The organism is Burkholderia pyrrocinia (genome assembly GCF_022809715.1).
Lineage (GTDB): Bacteria > Pseudomonadota > Gammaproteobacteria > Burkholderiales > Burkholderiaceae > Burkholderia > Burkholderia pyrrocinia_C.
Map to the genome: position 1 here is coordinate 159,365 of NZ_CP094461.1, position 19,586 is coordinate 178,950.

Here is a 19,586-nt window from a genome sequence, read left to right on the forward strand (position 1 = left end):
CGGTGTCGGCGGTCATGACGAAACGGGTTGGGGATCGAAGATGCGGTAGCGCTTCCACGGCAGCGAAAGCCAGTTTCCGGACGGATTGCGCAGGTGCTCGCGCACTTCCTGCGTGGCGCGCGACGACGCGGGGCCGTCCTGGCCGCTGCCGCGCAACCAGTGCTGGCGCGCCCGCGCATACGCGAGCCCGAAGTCTTCCCAGCTGTCGAAGCTGTCCTGCGCGCGCTGCGCATTGAGCAGCAGCACCACCCACGCCTGCGGTTCGGACGCCCAGCCGAGCAGCGCGATGCAGCGCACGAGAAACGCGGTGCGCGCGCAATCGAACGCCAGCGCGTCGCGCACGCGCCCGACGGCCGCAAGCTGTTCGTAGAAGCCTTCGTGCGAGCGGCCGACGCCGCGTATCCAGCCCGCGAGGATCGGCGGAACGCGCTGCACGATCTGCCACTCGGGCAGGTCGGCCGGCAGGTCGAGTTCGCGCCGCAACTGGCGGGCGAGCTGTTCGCGCTGCGTGTCGGGCAGCGCGTACACGAGGTCGTCGCAATCGCAGCGCAGCCCGTTGCGGATCAGCAGGATGTCGGCGAGCGCGAGCGACCAGCGGCGGCGATTCGGCGGCGCCTGGTCGGCGAGCGTGCGGGCGAGCGAAACCGCGGCGGTCTGCCGGACCGGCACCGCGCGGTCGGTGCCCGCGGCCTGGTCGGCGTCGACTTCGCGCACCATCCGCGCGGCGATCCGCAACGAACGCCACACGTACCACACGAGCCACAGCGCGGCCGCGCCGATCAGCAGTTTCAGCATGACGGGCTCCCGGCAGCCGTCGCTGGCAGCGCGAACGCCGCGCACAGCGCGGGATCGATCGGAATGCCCTCGATCGAGAAGGCGGCCGCGGCCCGAGGTGTATCCGGTTCGCGCGCGGCCGGCAGCGCATCGTCCGGCAACGCGTGGCGCGCGGCCGCCGCGACGGCCGGATCGATTTGCCGGAGCTGGCCGAGCGCGTACGGCGCGTTGCGCAGCAGCAGCCATTGCAGCACGGCCGGCGGCTGCGCGAAATGCTCGATCAGGTGGAAGTTCTCGCTCATCACGCTCAGCAGATGATCGGGCGAGCGCACGTCGGTGACGAAGGTCCATTCGCCGGTGGCCGCGCCCGGCGTGTCCGGCTCGAACACGAGGCCCATGCCCTCGCAATCCGGATGACGCTCGCCGCGCGGCGCGAGCGTGCGCAGGAACTGGCGCACGTCGTCCGCGTAGCGGCGCACCGGATGGCGGTTCTGCTTGCCCTTGATCTGGTCGACGCGCAGGCCGTCGCCGGTCACCGACAGGCTGATCGTCACGTGCGGCTGGTTGCCCGCGCCGCGCAGCGTGAACAGGCGCAGCCGGCCGTCCTGCGCGGCTTGCGCATACTGCTCGCCGTATCCGCCGCGCAGCCGGCGGCGATCCGCGAACTGGCCGAGACAGTGCTGCATGTAGTACGACTCGTAGGCCAGCTCCTCGCGCAGCGCCGCATGATCGCCGGCGAATTCGAAGACGATCCCGTTCGGCGTGCGCAGCACCTCGCGCAGCGCGAGGCCGCTGCTCGGCACCCAGCCCTTGTCGCGGCGCGCCTGCATCCGCTGGTGTTCGCGCTCCCACATGTCGAGCGCCATCGCGCACGTGATGCGCTGCAGTTTCTGCGCGAGCCGCGTGCCGGCGCGCGAGCGCAGGAATTCGACCAGCACGCGCTCGCGGTCGATCAGCAGCATGTGCTCGGGATCGATGAAGTAGAGCGGCTTCGGCTCGACCGCCGCGCCGATGGCGCCGCCGGATGCCGGTTGCGCGCGGAACCGGCGCACGAGCCAGTCGGGCGCCGGCCGGTCGGCGCCGACGAGTGCGCGGTAATCGGCGAGCGAATCGAGCGGTTGCGCTTGCTCGAACGCGCCGACGACCCAGCGGAAGAAATGGTTGCCGAGCCACGCGCGGATGTCGGCCGGATCGCCGCGCTCGGCGCTGCGGCGCGCGATGGCCGCCTTGATGTCGGGCGCGTTGACGACATCGCGCGGCCGATAGGCGGACGCGACGACGGTTTCGGTCACGGGGTCACTCTCCGGTCAGGCAGGGCGTCCGCGGGCGGCACCCTGGAGGTTTTTGGCTTGTGTGCTGGAGGGCATGCGGGCGCGATACGCGGCGGTATCGCGGGTGCCCGATGCAGGTCGGTCGACGCGTGAAGATCACGCGGCCGCGCAGCGGCCAACGACGCGGGAGCGGGCGATCGAGGAATGGCGATTCATGGTTTCTCTCAGGATGGATTTTATTTTTTGCTGCCGCGAGTTTACTGCGATCCGCGCGGGCGAATCAATCGCGCGGCGCGCCGGCGGTTGCCGATCTGACAAGACTTATCTCTTTTTCATCGATTTTCGGTGCAGCGCCATTCGGCCGTCGGATTGAATGCTGTTAAAACCGACAGGTTTTTACGGCAAGCCGGCGAACGGCTCGCGATTGCCGCGTTGCAATCCGGCGCTTCGCGTATCTCATAAGTTTTTCTTTAGGCTCGCGCAACATATCGTCGATTGTTCGCGGCCGGCCGGTAATGGATAGTCCTGCTTCGACAGGCCGGCCGCCGTGATTTCCGCGCGGCGCGGCCGAATCTGTTGTCCATGCAACCATCCGATATCGAAGGAACCGCAACCATGCGATTCAACGCGACACGCTTCGCCGCGACCCTGTTGGTCGCCGCGTGCGCCACCGCCATGGCCGGCCGCGCGGCCGCATTCACGCAGAACGACATCCACGCAACCGTGACCCGCCACGTCGCGCCGCTGATGAAGCAGTACGCCATTCCCGGCATGGCGATCGGCATCGTCGCCGACGGCAAGCCCTACGTGTTCGACTACGGCGTGATGTCGACGCAAACCGGCAAGCCCGTCACCGGCGACACGCTGTTCGAGATCGGCTCCGTCAGCAAGACGCTGACTGCGACGCTCGCGTCCGACGCGCAGGAGGGCGGCGAGCTGTCGCTGTCGGACCCGGCGGCCAAGTACCTGCCCGCGCTGCAGGGCAAGCCGTTCGGCGGCGTGACGCTGCTCCAGCTCGGTACGCACACGCCCGGCGGCATGCCGCTGCAGGTGCCCGACAGCATCCGCGACGATGCCGGCCTGATCCGCTATCTCGACGCGTGGCAGCCTGCGTATGCGCCGGGCACGCGCCGCACGTATTCGAACGTCGCGATCGGGATGCTCGGGTGGCTGACCGCGAAGGCGATGAACCGCGATTTCTCGGTGCTGATGGAGCAGCGGCTCTTTCCCGCGCTCGGGATGACGCACACGTATATCAACGTGCCCGATGCGCGCACGGCCGACTATGCGCAGGGCTATACGCAGGACGGCAAGCCGATCCGGATGACGGGCGGCATGCTGTGGCAGGAAGCATACGGCGTCCGGACTACGGCGGCCGACCTGCTGCGTTTCGTGCAGGCGAACATGGGGCTGGTCGAAACGGCGCCGCGGCTGCAGCGCGCGATCGAACGCACGCACACCGGCTATTTCCGCGCGGGGCCGCTGACGCAGGATCTGATCTGGGAGCAGTATCCGTATCCGGTCGCGCTGCCGACGCTGCTCGAAGGCAACGCGCCGAAGATGCTGTTCGATGCGACGCCGGCCAGCGCGATCAAGCCGCCGCTCGCGCCGAACCCTGACACATGGATCAACAAGACGGGCTCGACCAACGGCTTCAGCACGTATGTCGCGTTCGTCCCCGCGAAGCGGATCGCGATCGTGATGCTCGCGAACCGCAGCTTCCCGATCGAGGATCGCGTGAAGACGGCATACCGGATTCTCGAGTCGCTCGGCGACGGCCGGTAACGCTTCCAGCGACGGACGAAGCGCCGCCGCTTACTCGGGCGGTTGCTCGTCGTACGCGACGAAGATCTTGCGCGTGCGCTCGACGACTTCCCACGTGCCGCGAAAGCCCGGCGGAATCACGAAACGATGGCCGGCACGCAGGGTCTTCCTGTTGCCCTCCAGGTCGGTGATCACGGACGTGCCTGCCAGGATCTCGCAGTATTCCGCTTCGGTGTAGGCGACATGCCAGCAACCCGGCGTGCTTTCCCAGATGCCGGTCGAGAAACGGCCGCACGGGCTCGCGAAGCCGGGCGTGAGCGTTTGCAGCGGATCGCCCGAAATCAGCTTCTCGGGCGACACGCGGTACTGCGTCGGCTCGCCGCTCGGGGTGAGTGCGTCGGTAATGGATGAAACGTCGATCATGATCGGCATGCTTCGTCGAGTTGGGTGGAGTGGAGCGCGCCGGCGCGGCGTCGCTCAGGCGACTGCCGTGTCGGTTGTTTCCACTGCCATCGTACCGCGCACGGTCGAGCCCGGCGATGACGCAGCACCCGCAAGCCGCCGATAACGCGCAAGCGCCCACAGCGGGAAGTACGCGGTATAGCCGTGATACTTCAGATAGAAGATGCGCGGAAAGCCCGGCGCATTGTGCGAGCGGTGCCACCAGAAACCGTCGTCCTGCTGCACCGACTGCAGATACGCGATGCCGCGCTTCACCGAATTGGATTCGCAGTCGCCGAACGCCATCTGCGCGAGCAGCGCCCACGCGGTGCAGTTCGACGTGCTCTCGCCGGAGTTGGTGCCGGCGAGCTTCGTGTCGATGTAGCTGTCGTTCGTCTCGCCCCAGCCGCCGTCCGCGTGCTGCCGTGCGCGCAGCCAGTCGAGCGCGCGGGCGATGTACGGCTGCGACTTGTCCTCGCCGGCAAGCGCGAGGCCGGCCAGCACGCTCCACGTGCCGTACAGGTAGTTCGTGCCCCAGCGGCCCCACCAGCTGCCGTCGGGCTGCTGCGTGCGCTTCACGTAGTCGATGCAGCGCGCGAGCGCCGCACGGTCGTCCGCGCGTTTCGTCACGCCGAAGCACAGCAGCACGCGGCCCGACACGTCTTCGGTCGGCGGATCGAGCAGCGCGCCGTGATCGGCGAACGGGATCGCGTTCAGGTACATGCGGTCGCAGTCGGCGTCGAAGGCCGCGAAGCCGCCGTTGCGCGATTGCAGCCCGCGCATCCAGTCGAGCGCGCGCGCGACGCGCGGCGCATACGGGTTCGTGCCGTCGGCGTCGCAATGCGTGCGGCCGCGGCGATCGAGCATCGCGGTGACGAGTGCGCTGTCGTCGATGTCGGGGTAGTACGGGTTCGCGTACTGGAAGGCCCATCCGCCCGGCGCCGTATCGGCCGGCGCGTTCTCGATCCAGTCGCCGCGCAGGTCGTTCACCTGGCGCCCGGCCAGCCAGTCGTACGCGCGCGCGATCCGTTCGTCGAGTTCGCGCAGCGCGCCGGCCGGCTCGCCGCCTTCCGGCACTGCCACGCCGCGCGCCTGCTCGAGCGCCATCGTGCTCCATGCGGTGTCCCACACCGGCGACAGGCACGGCTGGCAATACACGCTGCCGTCGGGCCGCGTGACCAGCAGCTTTTCCAGCGCGTTTTCGCAATCGCGCCGCAGCGGATGATCGTCCGGGTAGCCGAGTACTTCCATCATCTGGTAGCTGTACACGATCGGCGGGAAGATGCCGCCGAGCCCGTCCTCGCCGTTCATGCGTTCCGCGCACCACGCTTCCGCGTGGCGGATCGCGCGCCGGCGCAGGCGCTTCGGCATCAGCGGCTCGAGATGGCGGACCGTGCGGTCGAGCGCGAGGAACAGCTTGCGCATGCCGCGCGCGGGCGGGAAGTAGTGACGCTCCTGGTCCGGCGGCGTGACGAACAGCTCGCGGATCGAAACGTGGCGCGGATTGCGGGCGCGCGCCTTCAGCGAGCACAGCACGAGCAGCGGCACCATCGTCGTACGCGCCCAGTACGCGACCTTGTACATCGAGATCGGCACCCACTTCGGGAACAGCACGATTTCGATCGGCATGAACGGCGCCGCGCGCCACGGCACCTGGCCGAACGTCGCGAGCAGGATGCGCGTGAACACGTTCGAGCGCGCCGCGCCGCCGAGCTTCAGGATCGCGTCGCGCGCGCGGACCATGTGCGGCGCGTGTTCGCTGTCGCCGGCCGCCTTCAGCGCGAAATATGCCTTCACGCTGCACGACACGTCCGGTGCACCGTCGACGTACAGATCCCATCCGCCATGCGTGTCGAGCCGCTGGTTCGCGCGCAGGTAGCGCGCCATCTTCTGCTGGCGGACGTCGTCGATCCTGTCCATGAAATGCATCATCAGGATGTATTCCGCGGTGATCGTCGCGTCGGATTCGAGTTCGAAGCACCAGCTGCCGTCGGGCTGCTGAAGACGCACGAGCGCGTCGCGTCCACGGGCGATGGCGGTGTCGAGCGCGGACCAGGGGGATGGGGCGGGTTTGTTCATGCGGCGGATCATACCATCCAGCCGGAATGTTTATATCGAGACCCTCGGGTGCTAACATCCGCACCATGAAAAAACGCCTTGAACCCGCGCCACACGATGTGTCCGCGCCTGTCGAACCGGCTGGAACGGCCGCTGCACGGGCATTCGAAGGATCATCTACTCCGGTGGCTGCCGCCGCTGCCGGCGTGCGGCGGAAAAAAGCGCCGGATCAGGTGCGCGCGCAATTGCTGGCGGCCGCATCCGAGATTGCGACGCATCACGGCGTGGCTGCATTGACGCTCGATGCGGTGGCCGAGCGTGCCGGCGTGACGAAAGGCGCGCTGCAATATCACTTCGCGAACAAGCAGGGGCTGCTGGATGCGCTGTTCGGGCAGGCGACCGAGCGGTTCGCCGCGCAAATGGCCGCGCGGACGGCGGCGGATCCCGGCGGCGACGGCGCGGCGGCGCGGGCTTATCTGCACGCGGTGCTCGACGCGGCCAATCCGGCGGCGAGTACCGACGTGCTGCGCGTGCTGGTCGCGTCGATGATTACCGAGCAGGAGACGCGCGCGCGATGGTCGGTGCCGATGCGGGAATGGACGCGGCCCGATCCCGTGCCGCTGGAGCGGGCGGCGACGCTGATGATCTGCCGGCTTGCGGCCGACGGGCTGTGGATTTCGGAATTGCTCGACAGCGTCGAGGTATCGGCCGAGTTGCGTTCGGAGATCGTCCGGCAACTGGATGCGATGAGCAAGGGGGTGTTTCCGAAGGAGAGTGGTGGGGCGGCGTGACGCGGACGCGTTGGAAGAATGGTGTGGTCGCGTTGTCGCGCGGCCTTGGCCTCAAACCCGCTTGCTCGCCTTTATCCGGGCGAGATTCTGTCGATCGACGACTATGTTCGATGTGCAACGCGCATCAAGAATGTGATCGCCGATCACGTCCGCGCCGTGTTGCAGGCCGGCGTCTCGGTGGTTCTCGATCTCCCGTTCAATACCGTCGCTGCGCGCGCATGGGGGCGCGCCGTTTCGCAGGCCGCCGGCGCTTCGCTCCGGCCGCCGCCGCGCAACTTCAAGCGTGCGCGAGAGACCAGACAAAATATGCGCCAAGTTGCAGGCGGCCTTCGTTAGAATCGGCTTTCATCGAGAAAAAAACGAATTTGCATCGGTGCAGCGGTACCCCGTCACGGATACGGCTCGCCCCGACGCCATTGTTCATCTTGTATCGGAGACGACCATGCCAGGCTTACTTCCCGATGTCGACCGCGACGGGCTCCTCGAATATTCCGTGGTCTATACCGACCGATCGATCAATCATATGTCGCAGCTCTTCCAGGGCGTCATGCACGACATTTCCGCTTCGCTGAAAAAGGTCTACAACGCGAAGTCGGTCGTCGTCGTCCCGGGCAGCGGCACGTTCGGCATGGAAGCCGTCGCCCGGCAGTTCGCGACGAACAAGAAGTGTGTGGTCATCCGCAACGGCTGGTTCAGTTTCCGCTGGTCGCAGATCTTCGACATGGGCAGCATTCCGTCCGAAACGACGGTGCTGAAGGCGCGCCCGGTCGAACAGGGAAGGCAGGCTGCCTATGCACCGGCCCCGATCGACGAAGTGGTCGCCGCGATCAGGGAGCACAAGCCGGATCTGGTCTTTGCGCCGCATGTCGAAACCGCATCCGGGATGATGTTGCCCGATACGTATTTGCGCGCGGTATCCGACGCCGTGCATGCCGTCGGCGGCATGTTCGTCCTGGATTGCATCGCGTCCGGTACGGTCTGGGTCGACATGCAGGCCAGCGGCGTCGATGTCCTGATCAGCGCGCCGCAAAAGGGCTGGAGTGCGCCACCCTGCTGCGCACTGGTCATGCTCAGCCCGCTCGCCCGCGAAAGAATCGATGCGACCACCAGCACCAGCTTCGCGTGCGATCTGCGCAAATGGCTGCAGATCATGGAAGCGTACGAGAACGGCGGGTTCGCGTACCACGCGACGATGCCCACGGACAGTCTCGCGACGCTGCGCGACGTGATCAAGGAAACCGACGCATACGGTTTCGACAAGGTGAGAGCGGAGCAGCTCGAGCTCGGCAAGCGCATTCGTGCGCTGCTGGCCGACAAGGGTTTCAGGAGCGTGGCGGCTGAAGGTTTTCAGGCGCCGGGTGTCGTGGTCTGCTACACGGACGACGACGGCATTCGATCCGGCAAGAAATTTGCCGATGTCGGCTTGCAGATCGCGGCCGGCGTTCCGCTGCAATGCGACGAGCCTGAAGATTTCAAGACCTTCCGCATCGGATTGTTCGGCCTGGAAAAACTGCATGACGTCGAAGGTGCGGTTGCAAGGTTCGCCGACGCGCTGGAGCGCGTTCTTTAGGTCGACTTCCGATCGGTTCGAGTGATGTTTGGGCGCGCTTTGTCGAGCGCGCCCTGGTGCGTCAGATGCGTTGGGCGTCCGGCACTGGGGCGCTGCCTTCAACCGCGCGTGTCGACCCAGTTGCGTGCCCAGCGTGTCGAGTGCTGCAGCGCCTGCGCTTCGCTCGTGAAGTAATCGAGCGAATAGAACTGGTAGCGGCCTTCGGCGCGCGAGCTATCGGTGCGTTCGAGCAGCAGGTTGGATGAAAAACTACCGTCGGGCAAACGATGCGCCGAGGGTTGGACGGCATAGCCGTTGTATTGTTGAATTCGTTTGTTCTGCATTTTAATTTTAATAATGATGTGCGAATGCGCGCGTGCCGTGCGAAATATGCACGGGTGCGCCGATTCAAAGCCATTGCGAGCTGAATCTGAAGCAGTCGGAAAGCGAAAAAAGGGCCTTGCAGCCAGAGGGGAGAATGAAGTGCAACGAGGCGTGTGGCGCTTGGCAAGCTGCTGAATAAACAGATGCAGCTAAGAGCGATCGCGCCAACTTTGGGAGAAAAAGGCTCCGCGAGGGTGTCGCTGCAACCCGGCGTCCGTTTCGGGAGGCCGGGTTCTTCAAACTTTACAGCGGCTGGATGTTGGCCGCTTGCAGACCCTTCGGGCCTTGCTTCGTTTCGAAGCTCACCTTCTGATTTTCAGCCAGCGTCTTGAAGCCGTCGGCCCGAATTTCGGAGAAGTGTGCGAACAGGTCGTCGCCGCCCTTGTCCGGAGTGATGAAGCCAAAGCCTTTGCTGTCGTTGAACCACTTGACGATACCGGTATCCATGAAGAATCCTTGAGAAAAAAATACGGAGATTTGCTCTGTTGAAGAGCGCATGAAGCGTCAAGGAGGGAGAGGACAACGAATACCGCTGAGGAGCGAGCAATTGATGAACAGCAATCGAACTTCTTGAACTTCGATGCACACACTAACCGCCGGGTAGTGCCAGCGTCAATAATTATCTTGTAACTGTGTTGCCGGGCGGTCCGTCTTGCGGGTGAAGCGATGTGGCCCTGCGTGGCTGCGCGCCATGCCTGGCATGGCGCGCAGGTTAGGAAGAGCCTAAGCCGGTCGGTGATTCCGAACGACCCTAAGCGGTAGTTCGCGATGCCGATCAAATGACGGCTTTCGTGTGAGAAGCGGGCACATTCGCCGGAGACGGCCTCGATCGGGCGCTCGCTGCGCACGATTTCAACGTCCGTTCGGCCGCGAAGTTGTTGCGAATCCTGGATACAGTGTGCCGTTATCCGTCGACCCGATGCGCGCCGAAGCCGCGCCGCGGCCTGCCAGCGGGGGCCGCAAACCGCCGGCCTGTTGCGAGGCTGGCGTGACTCATCCCAACGAATCAGGGTTGACGCTTGCCGCGGCCGCCAGCGGGTTTGCCAGCCGGCTTGCGTGAACCCGCAGCCGGTTTGCCGGCGGGTTTGCTGCGTGGCTTCTGCGCGCTGAATGGGTTGCCGCTGGACGAACCTGTACCTTTCCCCGCGGCTACAGCACGCTGCGCCGCCGGCTTGCGCTTGTTTTCGCCACCTTGCGGGCGCGGTTTTTTGCCGGGCGCCTGCATGGCGCCCGACGCAGCTTGCGGCACTTTGGGCTTCTTGGGCTTTTTGGGTTTCTTGATGATCTGCCCCGTAGCGCTGGTTTCCGGCACGCGGTGTTCGGCTTCGAAACCCGGCTCTTCTTCACGGGGCAGCGTTTGCCGGATCAGCGCTTCGATCGCGGCCAGTTGCGGCGCTTCATCGGCACACACCAGGGACACCGCCACGCCGCTGGCGCCCGCGCGGCCGGTACGGCCGATACGGTGCACATAGTCTTGCGCCACGATCGGCAGATCAACGTTGATCACCAGCGGCAGGTCGTCGATATCCAGCCCGCGCGCAGCCACATCGGTGGCGACCAGCATATTGACTTCGCCCGTCTTGAAGCGCTCCAGCGCACGCAGGCGCGCGGGTTGCGGTTTGTCGCCATGGATGGTGTCGATCGCATAACCCGCTTCATCCAGCATGGCCGCCAGGTAATCCACGCCTTTGCGGGTCTTGACGAACACCAGCGCGTGCTCCCAGTTGTTCTCGGCCACGAGGTGCATGAAGAGGTCGGGCTTGTTCCTTTTATCCACCGGCACCACCCATTGCTTGATCTTGCTGGCCGTGGCATTGGGCGGGCTGACGCTGATATTGACCGGGCTGCGCAGAATGCCCGCCGCCATCGTGCGGATTTCGTCCGAAAACGTGGCGGAGAACAGCAGCGTCTGGCGCTTGGCGGGCAACGCGGCAAAGACGGCGTCGAGTTCGCGCGCGAAGCCCAGATCCAGCATGCGGTCGGCTTCATCCAGCACCAGCGTCTGTACCTGATCGAACTGCACGGCGTTCTGGCGATTGAGATCCAGCAAACGGCCCGGCGTGGCAACGAGCACATCCACGCCTTTGCGCAACTTCATCATCTGCGGGTTGATACTCACACCGCCGTAGGCGGCCAGAAATCGCAGGTCGAGGCCCTTGCCGTAATCGATAAAGCTTTGCAGCACTTGATCGGCCAGTTCGCGCGTGGGCACCAGCACCAGAACACGTGCGCGGTTGCTGGACACCGCCGGGCCGTGTTGCACCAGCCGTTGCAACAGCGGAAGCGCAAACCCCGCCGTCTTGCCGGTGCCGGTCTGTGCCGCGGCCATGACGTCCTTGCCACCGAGCACAGCAGGAATCGCCTTGGCCTGCACCGGCGTAGGTGTCTGGTAATTGAGGTCCTGCACATTACGCAGCAAGGGATCGATCAGGCCAAGCGAGGCAAAAGACATGGGCGTATTCCGGGCTAAAACCGCAATTCTAGCGGTTAGCGCGCCGATTGAACCGCGCACATCGATGGTCAACGAGATCGGTGTCGATTGCTACTGAAAAACGTAGCGGTGCCGGGCGCCGCGTGCCGCGCACCCGCATCGCCACCAACTGCCCGAAACGACGCTGGAGGCTCGCCGGGCCATCCGTGATCGAATCTGTCGCGGTAACGAGAATCAGGAGAAGTCGAGGCGGTACGAATAGGAATGCTTATTTCGCAAGATCGTGGAACCGACAGGCGACTGAACCATGCCGGTTGCCGACGAACGCAATCGGCCGTTGCCTCTCCCTTTGCAGACCTTCGGCGCCCGGAGGACAATACCCCGGGAAATCTCGTCGGAGGCAGCGCGACATGACCAAATTTCAGCCTGATGGATGGCATACCATCACGCCTCGAATCGTCGTCCGGGATCCGGAGAACCTGATCGAATTCATTCGGACGGTGTTTCGCGCACAGGGCGAATTCCGCGCCGGGCTGCCTGCCGAAATCCGGATCGGCGATTCCGTCGTGATGATCAGCGGCGGAGACGGTCTGCGCGATCCGATTCCGGCGTTTCTGTACGTCTATGTCGAGGATGCCGATTCGACCTATCGGCGAGCGATGGCAGCGAATGCGATCTCGCTCGAAGTTCCAGCCGACATGCCGTACGGCGACAGGCGCGCGATGGTGAAGGATCCGTGGGGAAACACATGGCAGATTGCCACGCACCAGCGCGACTTCCCGGTTGACGGGATTCGTTCAAGGCTGGCCAACGACGGATAGCCGATGGTAGCGGTGCAGCGCGCGCTCCGAAGGTTCCGCTTTCCGTCCGCAGTTGCCCGAATTCCGCCCGCGGCGCTCCGCCAGCACCGCTTCGCTCGACAGCGAACGCACCGGCTGCACGCATCTTCCGCGCCCAATTTGTCGCAATCGTCAAGATTCGCGTCGCGTGCAGATAAAACCTTCCCGCCGGCCCTGCCGTTAACCCGTTCGTAGCCCACGCGCCGCGTGTTGCGATGCAGCGCTCGTCTTTCGTGATCCGGAATCCACATCCGCCGCTGGCCGCGCGTGGTCGGCGCAAGGGAACGTCATGCGAAAACAATTCACCATCCGTGGCGGACTCGTCGCGACCATCGCCGGCTATACCGTGCTGCTCGTGCTGGTGGTCGGCGCATGCATCGCCGGCCTCTACGTGAGCAATGGCTCGCTCGAGGCGATGTACCGCGACGATACCGCGTCGCTGCTGCACCTGAAGACCAGCTCCGAGCGGATGCTCGTGCTGCGCGAACGCATGAGCGACATCGCGCAGATTATCAGCGCGGGCCAGCCGGCCAAGGCGGAAATCGCGCAACTGCATACGCTCCTCAAGCAGAGCAACGACGAACTGGACGCCTACACGCGCCTGCACGTGCGCGACGCCAACGAGCAGGCGCTGTTCGACACGCTGCAGAACCGCCGCCGCGCGCTGCTCGAGCGCGTGTTCCTGAAGGCGCTGTCGCAGCTCGACGGCGACGACGCGTTCAACTTCCTCGATACGCAGCGCACGGCGCCGCCGGCGCTGTTCGCTGCGTACCAGGATGCGATCGACGCGCTCGAATCGTTCCAGGTCGCGCGCGAAAAAGCCCGCTACGATGCGGCCGGCGTCAATTTCCACCGGATCGTGTGGGGGATGGCGGCGGTCGCGGTGCTTGCGCTCGTCGTCGGCTTCTTTGCGCAGCGCGTGCTCGCGAAGGCGATCATCGAGCCGATCAATCTCGCGGTCGATCAATTCGAAAAGATTTCGAAAGGCGACCTGACCGGAACGGTCGTCATTCCCGGCGCAAACGAAATGGCCTATCTGCTGAATGCACTGAAGCGGATGCAGGACGGCCTCGTCGACACCGTGAACCAGGTGCGCGCGAGCACCGAGACGATCGTCGGCGACGTCCGCACGATCGCGAGCGGCAACGTCGACCTGTCCGCGCGCACCGAGCAACAGGCCGTGTCGCTGCAGCAGGCGGCGGCGAGCGTCGAGCAACTGACGGCGGCCGTGCGCCAGAATGCGGACAACGCGCGCGATGCCCGCACTTACGTCGAGGGCGCGGCCGGCATCGCGTCGCGCGGCGGCGACGCGATGCGGCGCGTCGTCGAGACGATGTCCGAGATTTCGCACAGCTCCGCGCGGATCTCCGGCATCGTCGGCGTGATCGAGAGCATCGCGTTCCAGACGAACATCCTCGCGTTGAACGCTGCCGTCGAGGCCGCACGTGCCGGCGAGCAGGGGCGCGGTTTCGCGGTCGTCGCGACGGAAGTTCGCGGGCTCGCGCAGCGTTGCGCGTCGGCGGCGAAGGAAATCAAGGATCTGATCGGCAATTCCGCGCGACGGGTCGAAGACGGCAGCGGCCTCGTCACGCTGGCCGGCTCGGCGATGACCGAACTCGTCGCCGCGGTCGAACGCGTGAACGCGATCATGAGCGAAACGAGCAATGCCTTCGAGGAACAGTCGTCGGGCATCGAGCAGGTGAACGCCGCGGTCATCCAGATGGAGCAGACGATGCAGCGCAACGCCGCGCTGGTCGAGGAAGCGGCGGCCGCGGCGCTGTCGCTCGACGAACAGGGTTCACGGCTGAGCGCGGCGGTCGCGCAGTTTCGGCTGCGTGACGAGGCGGTCGCGTGACGTACTGATGTCCGCGACCGCAGCCGGGTTGTCGATGTCGATTGCTTTCGTGACGCGCTGATGAATGAGGCCGCTGCTTTCCGTACGGCGCGCGAGAGGCTGGAGCGCGTCATCGTCTAGCGGCACTCTTGATGTCGATTCACTGCGGCGATTCGGGCAACGCGTAGTCGAAGATGTACGAATGCCGGCCGTTGTCGATGTTGATGATCATCGAGCCGGAGAGCCCCAGCAATTCTCCCGCTCCGGAATCGGGCACGACGGTGATCGATTGCTTCGGCTGCCCACGGGTCATGGTGGAGCTGTGCTGCAGGACAAAGCTGCCTTGGCGGCCACCCAGCGTGCCTTGCACGGTTTCCATCGCGACGTAGCCCGCGGAGCCCTGAACACTGCTTCGAAACGCGAGCATCTCGCCGTGGCTGACGGCTTCGAGGTCGCCGTGAAATTGCTTGTCGAGCGACATGCGGCCGAGCCCGGTGTTTTCCGCGACGCTACTCAGCGATTCCGGATTCAGCTTCACTTCAAACGGACCGTTGGCCTGCAGTTTCATTGCAAATCTCCTCGTCGAATGGGCACTCCGCACTATAAGCCAATCGGGTTCCGTCGGACGGAACGGTTTGCTTTATGCACTCGCATCGACCGCGGATCGTGTGCCGCGTCGCGCTTGCGGCGATAATCGGCATTCAGTCTTTCATCATCCGCACCCGTGACGACATCTGCGTTTGCCCCCTTTCAGGATTTGGCCGAGACCCTGCTGGCTCACTGGAACGACGCCAACGGCGACGGTTCCCATGACACTTCGCATCTGCAACGCGTGTGGAAGAACGCGGCGGCGATCCATGCCGTCGAGGGCGGAGACGCCGAAGTGCTGTTTGCGGCAACGCTGCTGCACGATTGCGTCGCGGTAGAGAAAAACTCCCCGCTTCGGCCGCAGGCGTCGCGGCTGTCGGCGGAAAAGGCCAGGTTGGTGCTGAAGTCGCTGGATTGGCCGGACGCGAAGATCGATGCGGTCGCGCATGCGGTCGAAGCGCATAGTTTTTCGGCCGGTGTTACGCCGATGACGCTGGAAGCAAAAACGCTGCAGGATGCCGACCGGCTCGATGCGATCGGCATGCTGGGTGTCGCACGGTGCTTCTATGTCGCCGGCCGGATGGGCAGCGCGTTGTATGACCCGGTCGACCCGCACGCGTCGAACCGCGAACTCGACGACACGCGATTCGCGATCGATCACTTTCGCACGAAACTGCTGAAGCTGGCGTCGGGTTTTCAGACCGCTACCGGTGCCCGTTTGGCGAACATCCGCCACGATCGGTTGCGCCGGTTTCTTGATGAGTTTGCCGACGAGATTTGATTGTGCCGACGGTGGCCTCAGATGCCGTTATTGGCCGGCGAACACGGTTCGATACATGCGTGGTGGCGATACGCGGCAAGGGCCGTGTCCCGAACGCCAAATGATTCGACCAGAAGACGATTGCCGGCAAGACGAGTAATCGAAGACCGACTTGTTCCTCTATTCGGATCCTTGACCTTAAAGTCGACTTCAATCCTAGAGTGCTTGCTGACGGCAGTGAATCAGCAGGCTTCGGGTGTTGCCTGCGACGGTCGATCAGCACCTTCACCATCATGCGTGTCGATGTGGTAAAAGACGCGCAACTGGTCCTGAACCTGCCGACGCCCTTGAAGGCCTTCGATGAACCCGGAAAGCAACGCTAACGGCACGGACGCTCGCGATACGCCCGCGCCGAAGGAGCCGTCCATGACCCAGCCGACGCACGATCTCGTCGTATTTGGCGCCACCAGTTTCGTCGGGCAGATCCTGACCCGCTACCTGTCCGAATACCTGTCGGGCGCCGGCGAGACGCTGCGCTGGGCCATTGCCGGCCGTTCCGAAACGAAGCTCAGGCAGGTCAGGGATGCGCTCGGCGCGGCGGGACGGTCCGTGCCGATCATCGTCGCCGACGCGGCCGACGAAGCGCAATTGCGGGCGCTCTGTGCGCAAACGCGGGTGGTCGTATCGACTGTCGGACCCTACGCGCTTTACGGGGAGCCGCTGGTCAGGGTCTGCGCGGAAACCGGCACCGACTACTGCGACCTTACCGGAGAGACGCAGTGGATCAAGCGGATGATCGAAAAATACGAGCACGCGGCCCGGCAATCGGGCGCGCGCATCGTTCATTGCTGCGGGTTCGATTCGGTTCCGTCGGACATGGGCGTGTTCTTCCTGCAGCAACAGGCAATGCAACGGTGGGGTGTGCCGGCCGGGCAGGTGAAGATGCGCGTCCGAACGCTGAAGGGCGGTGCGTCGGGCGGTACCGTGGCGAGCGTGATCAACGTCGTCCGGGAAGCCGCGGCCGATCCCGCGTTGCGCAGAGAACTGCTCGATCCTTATTCACTGTGCCCGAAAGGGCATGGCTTCACGGTGCGGCAGCATGCGGTGCGATCGGCCGAGTTCGATCGTGACTTCGACGCGTGGATCGCGCCCTTCGTGATGGCGGCGATCAACGAGCGTGTCGTGCATCGCTCCAATGCGCTCGCGGGCAATGCGTACGGCAGCCGGTTCACCTATGACGAAGCCGTCATGACCGGTACGGGCCTCAAGGGCCGCCTGGCCGCGCTGACGATGGTGGCGGGCCTCGGTGCGTTCATGGTGGGCGTCGTCATCAAGCCGGTGCGCAGCCTGATGGAGCGCTTCCTGCTGCCGAAACCCGGTGAGGGCCCGAGCGCCGCGGCTCAACTGGCCGGCCGCTACGACTTGCGTTTCTTCGGCCGCACCGACGACGGGCGAACCTTGCGCGTAAAAGTCACCGGCGACCGCGATCCGGGTTACGGCTCCACCGGCAAGATGCTGGGCCAGGCCGCGATCAGTCTTGCGCTGGATTGCGGCAGGGACGGCATCAAGACCGGGCGCGGCGGCGGTTTCTGGACGCCCGCGACGATGTTCGACGAGCGCTTTGTCGAGCGTCTGGTTCGCCACGCGGGGTTGCGTTTCGAGGTGATTTGAGCGCGATTCCTGTTGCCACCCGGCGTTATAGGGCACCTTCTTCGCGGCGCCGGCCTGTGCGTCAGGCGCGAAGGAAGCTCGCTACGGCCGGTTGCGCTTGCCTGCCCCCGTGCGAGCCGCCGCTTCATCTGAAATCGTCGCGGCGAATTCGACGGCGGCCGGCATCCGGACGTCATGCATCATCACGAATTCCGTGTCCGGCAGTTCCGGCAACCCTTCGGGCCCGGCCAGTTCGCGAAGCGTGTCGTCGATCGCACTGCGTGGCACCGGTGCGATCGCGATGCCGGCGCGCGCGAACGTCAGGATGCCGGTGACGCTCGGGCTTTCGCATGCGATCCGGTAGCGCATGCCGGCCAGCGCGAGCGCCTTGATGGCGGCACCTCGGTACGGACACGGATCGGGAAAGCATGCGAGCGGGACATCGCCTTCCGGCAGCGGCTCGTGGCGCGCAAATGCCCAGACGAGCGGTTCCTGCCACAACGTCGCGCCCTGGCCCGAGTGCGAACACCGGCTGCCGATCACGAGATCGAATTCGCCGTTGGCGTGCCGTCGAAACAAACTGTCGCCGATGTCGACCGTCAGATCGAGCCGCAAGCCGCGTCGCGCGGCGCTGTAGCGGCGCATCGCGTCGGGTAGCCAGCCTCCCGCGAAATCCTCCGATGCGCCGATACGCAGCTTGATCTCGACTGCGCCGTCGGGCCCCAGCCTGGACCGGGCTTCCTCGCTCAGGTTGAGCATCGCGCGAGCGTATCCGAGCAGCGTCTCCCCATGCGCGGTGAGCGTGACGCTGCGCGTATTGCGCACGAGCAGCGCACGGCCGACCTGTTCTTCAAGACGAATGACCTGGGCGCTGACCGCGGATTGGCTGAGATTCAGCCTGCGACCGGCGCCGGTAAAGCTCCGCATGTCGGCGACCGCCACAAACGTATGAAGCAGCGCCGTGTCGAGGGGATGGCTCATTGATCACCAGATCGGGTTAATTAAATCAATTAATAGCGTTTCAAAATTATAGGCCGATTCGATAATCTGCGAATCGTAGTGGGCGGCCGCGCATCCCGCGCGTCGCCGTCACTCTTGGCGAGGACAGGCTCCATGACACGCGTGCTCTATATCGAAGGTTCACCCAACAAGGCCTATTCGGCGTCCATCGAAGTGTGTCAGGCATTTCTCGATGCATACCGGCACGCACATCCCGATCACGAGATCCGGAAGCTCGACATCTGGGATCTGGCGATGCCCGAGTTCGACGCAGCCGCGCTGGCCGCGAAATACGCCGGATTGAGCGGAACTGCGTTGACGCCGGAACAGGCCGCGGCGTGGCAGCAGATCGAGCAGCTCGCGGCGCCGTTCCATGAAGCGGACAAGTTCCTGTTCGGTGTGCCGCTGTGGAATTTCAGTATTCCATACAAACTCAAGCACCTGATCGACGCGATCTCGCAGAAGGACGTGCTGTTCACGTTCGACGGTTCGGGTTTTGCCGGCAAGCTGGCCGGGAAAAAGGCGGCGGTCGTCTATGCGCGCGGGCTCAGCTACGAGTCGCCGGGTTCGTTTACGCCGGCCGCCGAGTTCGACCTTCAGCGCCCGTACATGGAAACCTGGCTGAAGTTCGTGGGCGTGAAAGACATCACCGGCATTGTGGTCGAGCGCACGTTGTTCGGCCCGGACGGCAAGGTCGATCGCAGCCGTGCGATCGACGAAGCTCGCGCGATTGCGCGCGCGTTCTGAATAAGGCAGCCGCGCTTCGCATCCGGCGCGTCAGCGGAACATGCCTGACGGCCGCATGGAAGCGCGGACCGGACACGCGAATCAGCGGCCGCCACGCGCGACGGCGAGCGCGATGCCGAAGCCCACGAGCAAGCCTCCGAAAGTGCGGTCGATCCAGTGGCGCAGCGACAGCAAGCGATCGCGGACGGCCGTGGCGGAGAAGCAGACGGCCACCAGGCTGAACCAGCCGGCATGCGCGAGCGCGATGAAAGCGCCGTAGCCGATCTGCACGATCAACGGCGTGTCGGGCCGGACTGCCTGCATGAACAGGCTGACGATGAACACCGTGGTTTTGGGATTCAGCACATTGGTCAGGAAACCTGTGCGCAGCGCCGCCGGATCGGACAGCGGCGCCACATTTACGGTGGGTTGTCCGGTGCTGGCCTTCGTCATCAGCATCTTCGCGCCCAGGTAGATCAGGTAGAACGCGCCGACGAGCTTGACGGCATTGAAGAGCCACAGCGATTGGCGGATCAGCAGGCCCACGCCCAGCAGCGTGTAGCTCACATGGACCGTCACGCCGAGCCCGATGCCCAGCGCAGTGAGCAGGCCCGATCGGCGCGACAGCATCAGGCTGTTGCGCGTGACCATCGCGAAGTCCGGCCCCGGGCTGATGACGGCCAGCAGCGTAATGGTGACTACAACTATCAGTTCCGTCATCGCGTCG

Annotated in this window: 19 protein-coding genes and 1 pseudogene; 10 read left to right on the forward strand and 10 right to left on the reverse strand. The window is 64.9% G+C overall.

What is annotated here, in order from left to right; translation table 11 throughout:
* Positions 1 to 12 precede the first annotated feature (12 nt).
* Together MRS60_RS31105 and MRS60_RS31110 are read right to left on the reverse strand one after the other, a co-directional pair.
* Positions 13 to 795, reverse strand: coding sequence for a DUF1266 domain-containing protein (locus MRS60_RS31105; RefSeq protein WP_034182487.1), 783 nt, complete (start codon positions 793 to 795; stop codon positions 13 to 15).
* Positions 789 to 2,066, reverse strand: coding sequence for a hypothetical protein (locus tag MRS60_RS31110; protein WP_243567248.1), 1,278 nt, complete (start codon positions 2,064 to 2,066; stop codon positions 789 to 791). The genes MRS60_RS31105 and MRS60_RS31110 overlap by 7 nt, the downstream gene beginning before the upstream one ends.
* 594 nt (positions 2,067 to 2,660) lie before the next feature.
* On the opposite strand from MRS60_RS31110, the gene ampC reads away from it, so the two are divergent.
* On the forward strand, positions 2,661 to 3,830 hold the full coding sequence (ampC, locus tag MRS60_RS31115) for a class C beta-lactamase (protein ID WP_243567249.1): 1,170 nt from the start codon (positions 2,661 to 2,663) through the stop codon (positions 3,828 to 3,830).
* 30 nt (positions 3,831 to 3,860) lie between these two features.
* On the opposite strand, the gene MRS60_RS31120 is transcribed toward ampC, so the two are convergent.
* Together MRS60_RS31120 and shc are read right to left on the reverse strand one after the other, a co-directional pair.
* On the reverse strand, positions 3,861 to 4,232 hold the full coding sequence (locus MRS60_RS31120; protein ID WP_051983775.1) for a cupin domain-containing protein: 372 nt from the start codon (positions 4,230 to 4,232) through the stop codon (positions 3,861 to 3,863).
* A gap of 54 nt (positions 4,233 to 4,286) precedes the next feature.
* A complete protein-coding gene (gene shc / locus MRS60_RS31125; protein WP_243567250.1) occupies positions 4,287 to 6,341 on the reverse strand; it encodes a squalene--hopene cyclase in 2,055 nt (684 codons plus the stop codon).
* A gap of 53 nt (positions 6,342 to 6,394) precedes the next feature.
* Here shc and MRS60_RS31130 point away from each other — a divergent pair, with 53 nt between their 5' ends.
* From MRS60_RS31130 to MRS60_RS31140, 3 genes are all read left to right on the forward strand, one after another.
* Positions 6,395 to 7,099 carry a TetR/AcrR family transcriptional regulator gene (locus tag MRS60_RS31130; RefSeq protein WP_175749317.1) on the forward strand — a complete coding sequence of 235 codons (705 nt, stop codon included), beginning with the start codon at positions 6,395 to 6,397 and terminating at the stop codon, positions 7,097 to 7,099.
* 45 nt (positions 7,100 to 7,144) lie between these two features.
* On the forward strand, positions 7,145 to 7,435 hold the full coding sequence (locus MRS60_RS31135; RefSeq protein ID WP_175749238.1) for an AAA family ATPase: 291 nt from the start codon (positions 7,145 to 7,147) through the stop codon (positions 7,433 to 7,435).
* Positions 7,436 to 7,541: 106 nt separating this feature from the next.
* Positions 7,542 to 8,669, forward strand: a complete 1,128-nt coding sequence (locus tag MRS60_RS31140; RefSeq protein WP_131949429.1) for an aminotransferase class V-fold PLP-dependent enzyme — start codon at positions 7,542 to 7,544, stop codon at positions 8,667 to 8,669.
* Positions 8,670 to 8,767: 98 nt separating this feature from the next.
* On the opposite strand, the gene MRS60_RS31145 is transcribed toward MRS60_RS31140, so the two are convergent.
* From MRS60_RS31145 to MRS60_RS31155, 3 genes are all read right to left on the reverse strand, one after another.
* Positions 8,768 to 8,992, reverse strand: a complete 225-nt coding sequence (locus MRS60_RS31145) for a hypothetical protein (protein ID WP_034182480.1) — start codon at positions 8,990 to 8,992, stop codon at positions 8,768 to 8,770.
* A gap of 283 nt (positions 8,993 to 9,275) precedes the next feature.
* Positions 9,276 to 9,479: a cold-shock protein gene (locus MRS60_RS31150; RefSeq protein WP_105392005.1), complete on the reverse strand. Its 204-nt coding sequence runs from the start codon at positions 9,477 to 9,479 to the stop codon at positions 9,276 to 9,278.
* A 559-nt stretch (positions 9,480 to 10,038) separates the two neighbouring features.
* Complete coding sequence (locus MRS60_RS31155; protein WP_175749236.1) at positions 10,039 to 11,484, reverse strand: DEAD/DEAH box helicase; 1,446 nt, start codon at positions 11,482 to 11,484, stop codon at positions 10,039 to 10,041.
* Positions 11,485 to 11,873: 389 nt separating this feature from the next.
* On the opposite strand from MRS60_RS31155, the gene MRS60_RS31160 reads away from it, so the two are divergent.
* Both MRS60_RS31160 and MRS60_RS31165 read left to right on the forward strand, forming a co-directional pair.
* Positions 11,874 to 12,284, forward strand: a complete 411-nt coding sequence (locus MRS60_RS31160; protein WP_243567251.1) for a VOC family protein — start codon at positions 11,874 to 11,876, stop codon at positions 12,282 to 12,284.
* 307 nt (positions 12,285 to 12,591) lie between these two features.
* Positions 12,592 to 14,157 (forward strand): methyl-accepting chemotaxis protein, encoded by a 1,566-nt coding sequence (locus tag MRS60_RS31165; protein WP_243567252.1) that lies wholly within the window; start codon positions 12,592 to 12,594, stop codon positions 14,155 to 14,157.
* Between the two features lie 139 nt (positions 14,158 to 14,296).
* Here the strand turns inward: MRS60_RS31165 and MRS60_RS31170 are convergent, their stop codons facing one another.
* The gene (locus MRS60_RS31170; RefSeq protein ID WP_217590516.1) at positions 14,297 to 14,704 is read right to left on the reverse strand and encodes a DUF3224 domain-containing protein; all 408 of its coding nucleotides are present in this window, start codon (positions 14,702 to 14,704) and stop codon (positions 14,297 to 14,299) included.
* A gap of 156 nt (positions 14,705 to 14,860) precedes the next feature.
* Between MRS60_RS31170 and MRS60_RS31175 the strand changes: the two genes are divergently transcribed.
* The 3 genes and pseudogenes from MRS60_RS31175 (at position 14,861) to MRS60_RS31180 (ending at position 17,155) form a co-directional block, all read left to right on the forward strand.
* Positions 14,861 to 15,505, forward strand: coding sequence for an HD domain-containing protein (locus MRS60_RS31175; RefSeq protein ID WP_243567253.1), 645 nt, complete (start codon positions 14,861 to 14,863; stop codon positions 15,503 to 15,505).
* Positions 15,506 to 15,771: 266 nt separating this feature from the next.
* Positions 15,772 to 15,867, forward strand: a pseudogene (locus tag MRS60_RS35095) (acetoacetate decarboxylase); the annotation flags it as partial.
* A 43-nt stretch (positions 15,868 to 15,910) separates the two neighbouring features.
* Entirely contained in the window at positions 15,911 to 17,155 is a 1,245-nt protein-coding gene (locus tag MRS60_RS31180; protein ID WP_034182614.1) for a saccharopine dehydrogenase family protein, read from the forward strand.
* An 81-nt stretch (positions 17,156 to 17,236) separates the two neighbouring features.
* Here the strand turns inward: MRS60_RS31180 and MRS60_RS31185 are convergent, their stop codons facing one another.
* The gene (locus tag MRS60_RS31185; protein ID WP_243567254.1) at positions 17,237 to 18,115 is read right to left on the reverse strand and encodes a LysR substrate-binding domain-containing protein; all 879 of its coding nucleotides are present in this window, start codon (positions 18,113 to 18,115) and stop codon (positions 17,237 to 17,239) included.
* A 132-nt stretch (positions 18,116 to 18,247) separates the two neighbouring features.
* On the opposite strand from MRS60_RS31185, the gene MRS60_RS31190 reads away from it, so the two are divergent.
* The gene (locus MRS60_RS31190; RefSeq protein WP_217590520.1) at positions 18,248 to 18,880 is read left to right on the forward strand and encodes an FMN-dependent NADH-azoreductase; all 633 of its coding nucleotides are present in this window, start codon (positions 18,248 to 18,250) and stop codon (positions 18,878 to 18,880) included.
* A gap of 81 nt (positions 18,881 to 18,961) precedes the next feature.
* Here MRS60_RS31190 and MRS60_RS31195 read toward each other — a convergent pair whose 3' ends face one another.
* On the reverse strand, positions 18,962 to 19,579 hold the full coding sequence (locus MRS60_RS31195; RefSeq protein WP_243567255.1) for a LysE family translocator: 618 nt from the start codon (positions 19,577 to 19,579) through the stop codon (positions 18,962 to 18,964).
* Between the last annotated feature and the right edge of the window lie 7 nt (positions 19,580 to 19,586).

Excerpts from the sequence above, each read along its gene's own strand:
- MRS60_RS31105 (WP_034182487.1), bottom strand. The coding sequence starts at position 795 with ATGCTGAAACTGCTGATCGGCGCGGCCGCGCTGTGGCTCGTGTGGTAC.
- ampC (WP_243567249.1), top strand. The coding sequence starts at position 2,661 with ATGCGATTCAACGCGACACGCTTCGCCGCGACCCTGTTGGTCGCCGCG.
- MRS60_RS31120 (WP_051983775.1), bottom strand. The coding sequence starts at position 4,232 with ATGATCGACGTTTCATCCATTACCGACGCACTCACCCCGAGCGGCGAG.
- shc (WP_243567250.1), bottom strand. The coding sequence starts at position 6,341 with ATGATCCGCCGCATGAACAAACCCGCCCCATCCCCCTGGTCCGCGCTC.
- MRS60_RS31130 (WP_175749317.1), top strand. The coding sequence starts at position 6,395 with ATGAAAAAACGCCTTGAACCCGCGCCACACGATGTGTCCGCGCCTGTC.
- MRS60_RS31140 (WP_131949429.1), top strand. The coding sequence starts at position 7,542 with ATGCCAGGCTTACTTCCCGATGTCGACCGCGACGGGCTCCTCGAATAT.
- MRS60_RS31145 (WP_034182480.1), bottom strand. The coding sequence starts at position 8,992 with ATGCAGAACAAACGAATTCAACAATACAACGGCTATGCCGTCCAACCC.
- MRS60_RS31150 (WP_105392005.1), bottom strand. The coding sequence starts at position 9,479 with ATGGATACCGGTATCGTCAAGTGGTTCAACGACAGCAAAGGCTTTGGC.
- MRS60_RS31155 (WP_175749236.1), bottom strand. The coding sequence starts at position 11,484 with ATGTCTTTTGCCTCGCTTGGCCTGATCGATCCCTTGCTGCGTAATGTG.
- MRS60_RS31160 (WP_243567251.1), top strand. The coding sequence starts at position 11,874 with ATGACCAAATTTCAGCCTGATGGATGGCATACCATCACGCCTCGAATC.
- MRS60_RS31165 (WP_243567252.1), top strand. The coding sequence starts at position 12,592 with ATGCGAAAACAATTCACCATCCGTGGCGGACTCGTCGCGACCATCGCC.
- MRS60_RS31170 (WP_217590516.1), bottom strand. The coding sequence starts at position 14,704 with ATGAAACTGCAGGCCAACGGTCCGTTTGAAGTGAAGCTGAATCCGGAA.
- MRS60_RS31180 (WP_034182614.1), top strand. The coding sequence starts at position 15,911 with ATGACCCAGCCGACGCACGATCTCGTCGTATTTGGCGCCACCAGTTTC.
- MRS60_RS31185 (WP_243567254.1), bottom strand. The coding sequence starts at position 18,115 with ATGAGCCATCCCCTCGACACGGCGCTGCTTCATACGTTTGTGGCGGTC.
- MRS60_RS31190 (WP_217590520.1), top strand. The coding sequence starts at position 18,248 with ATGACACGCGTGCTCTATATCGAAGGTTCACCCAACAAGGCCTATTCG.
- MRS60_RS31195 (WP_243567255.1), bottom strand. The coding sequence starts at position 19,579 with ATGACGGAACTGATAGTTGTAGTCACCATTACGCTGCTGGCCGTCATC.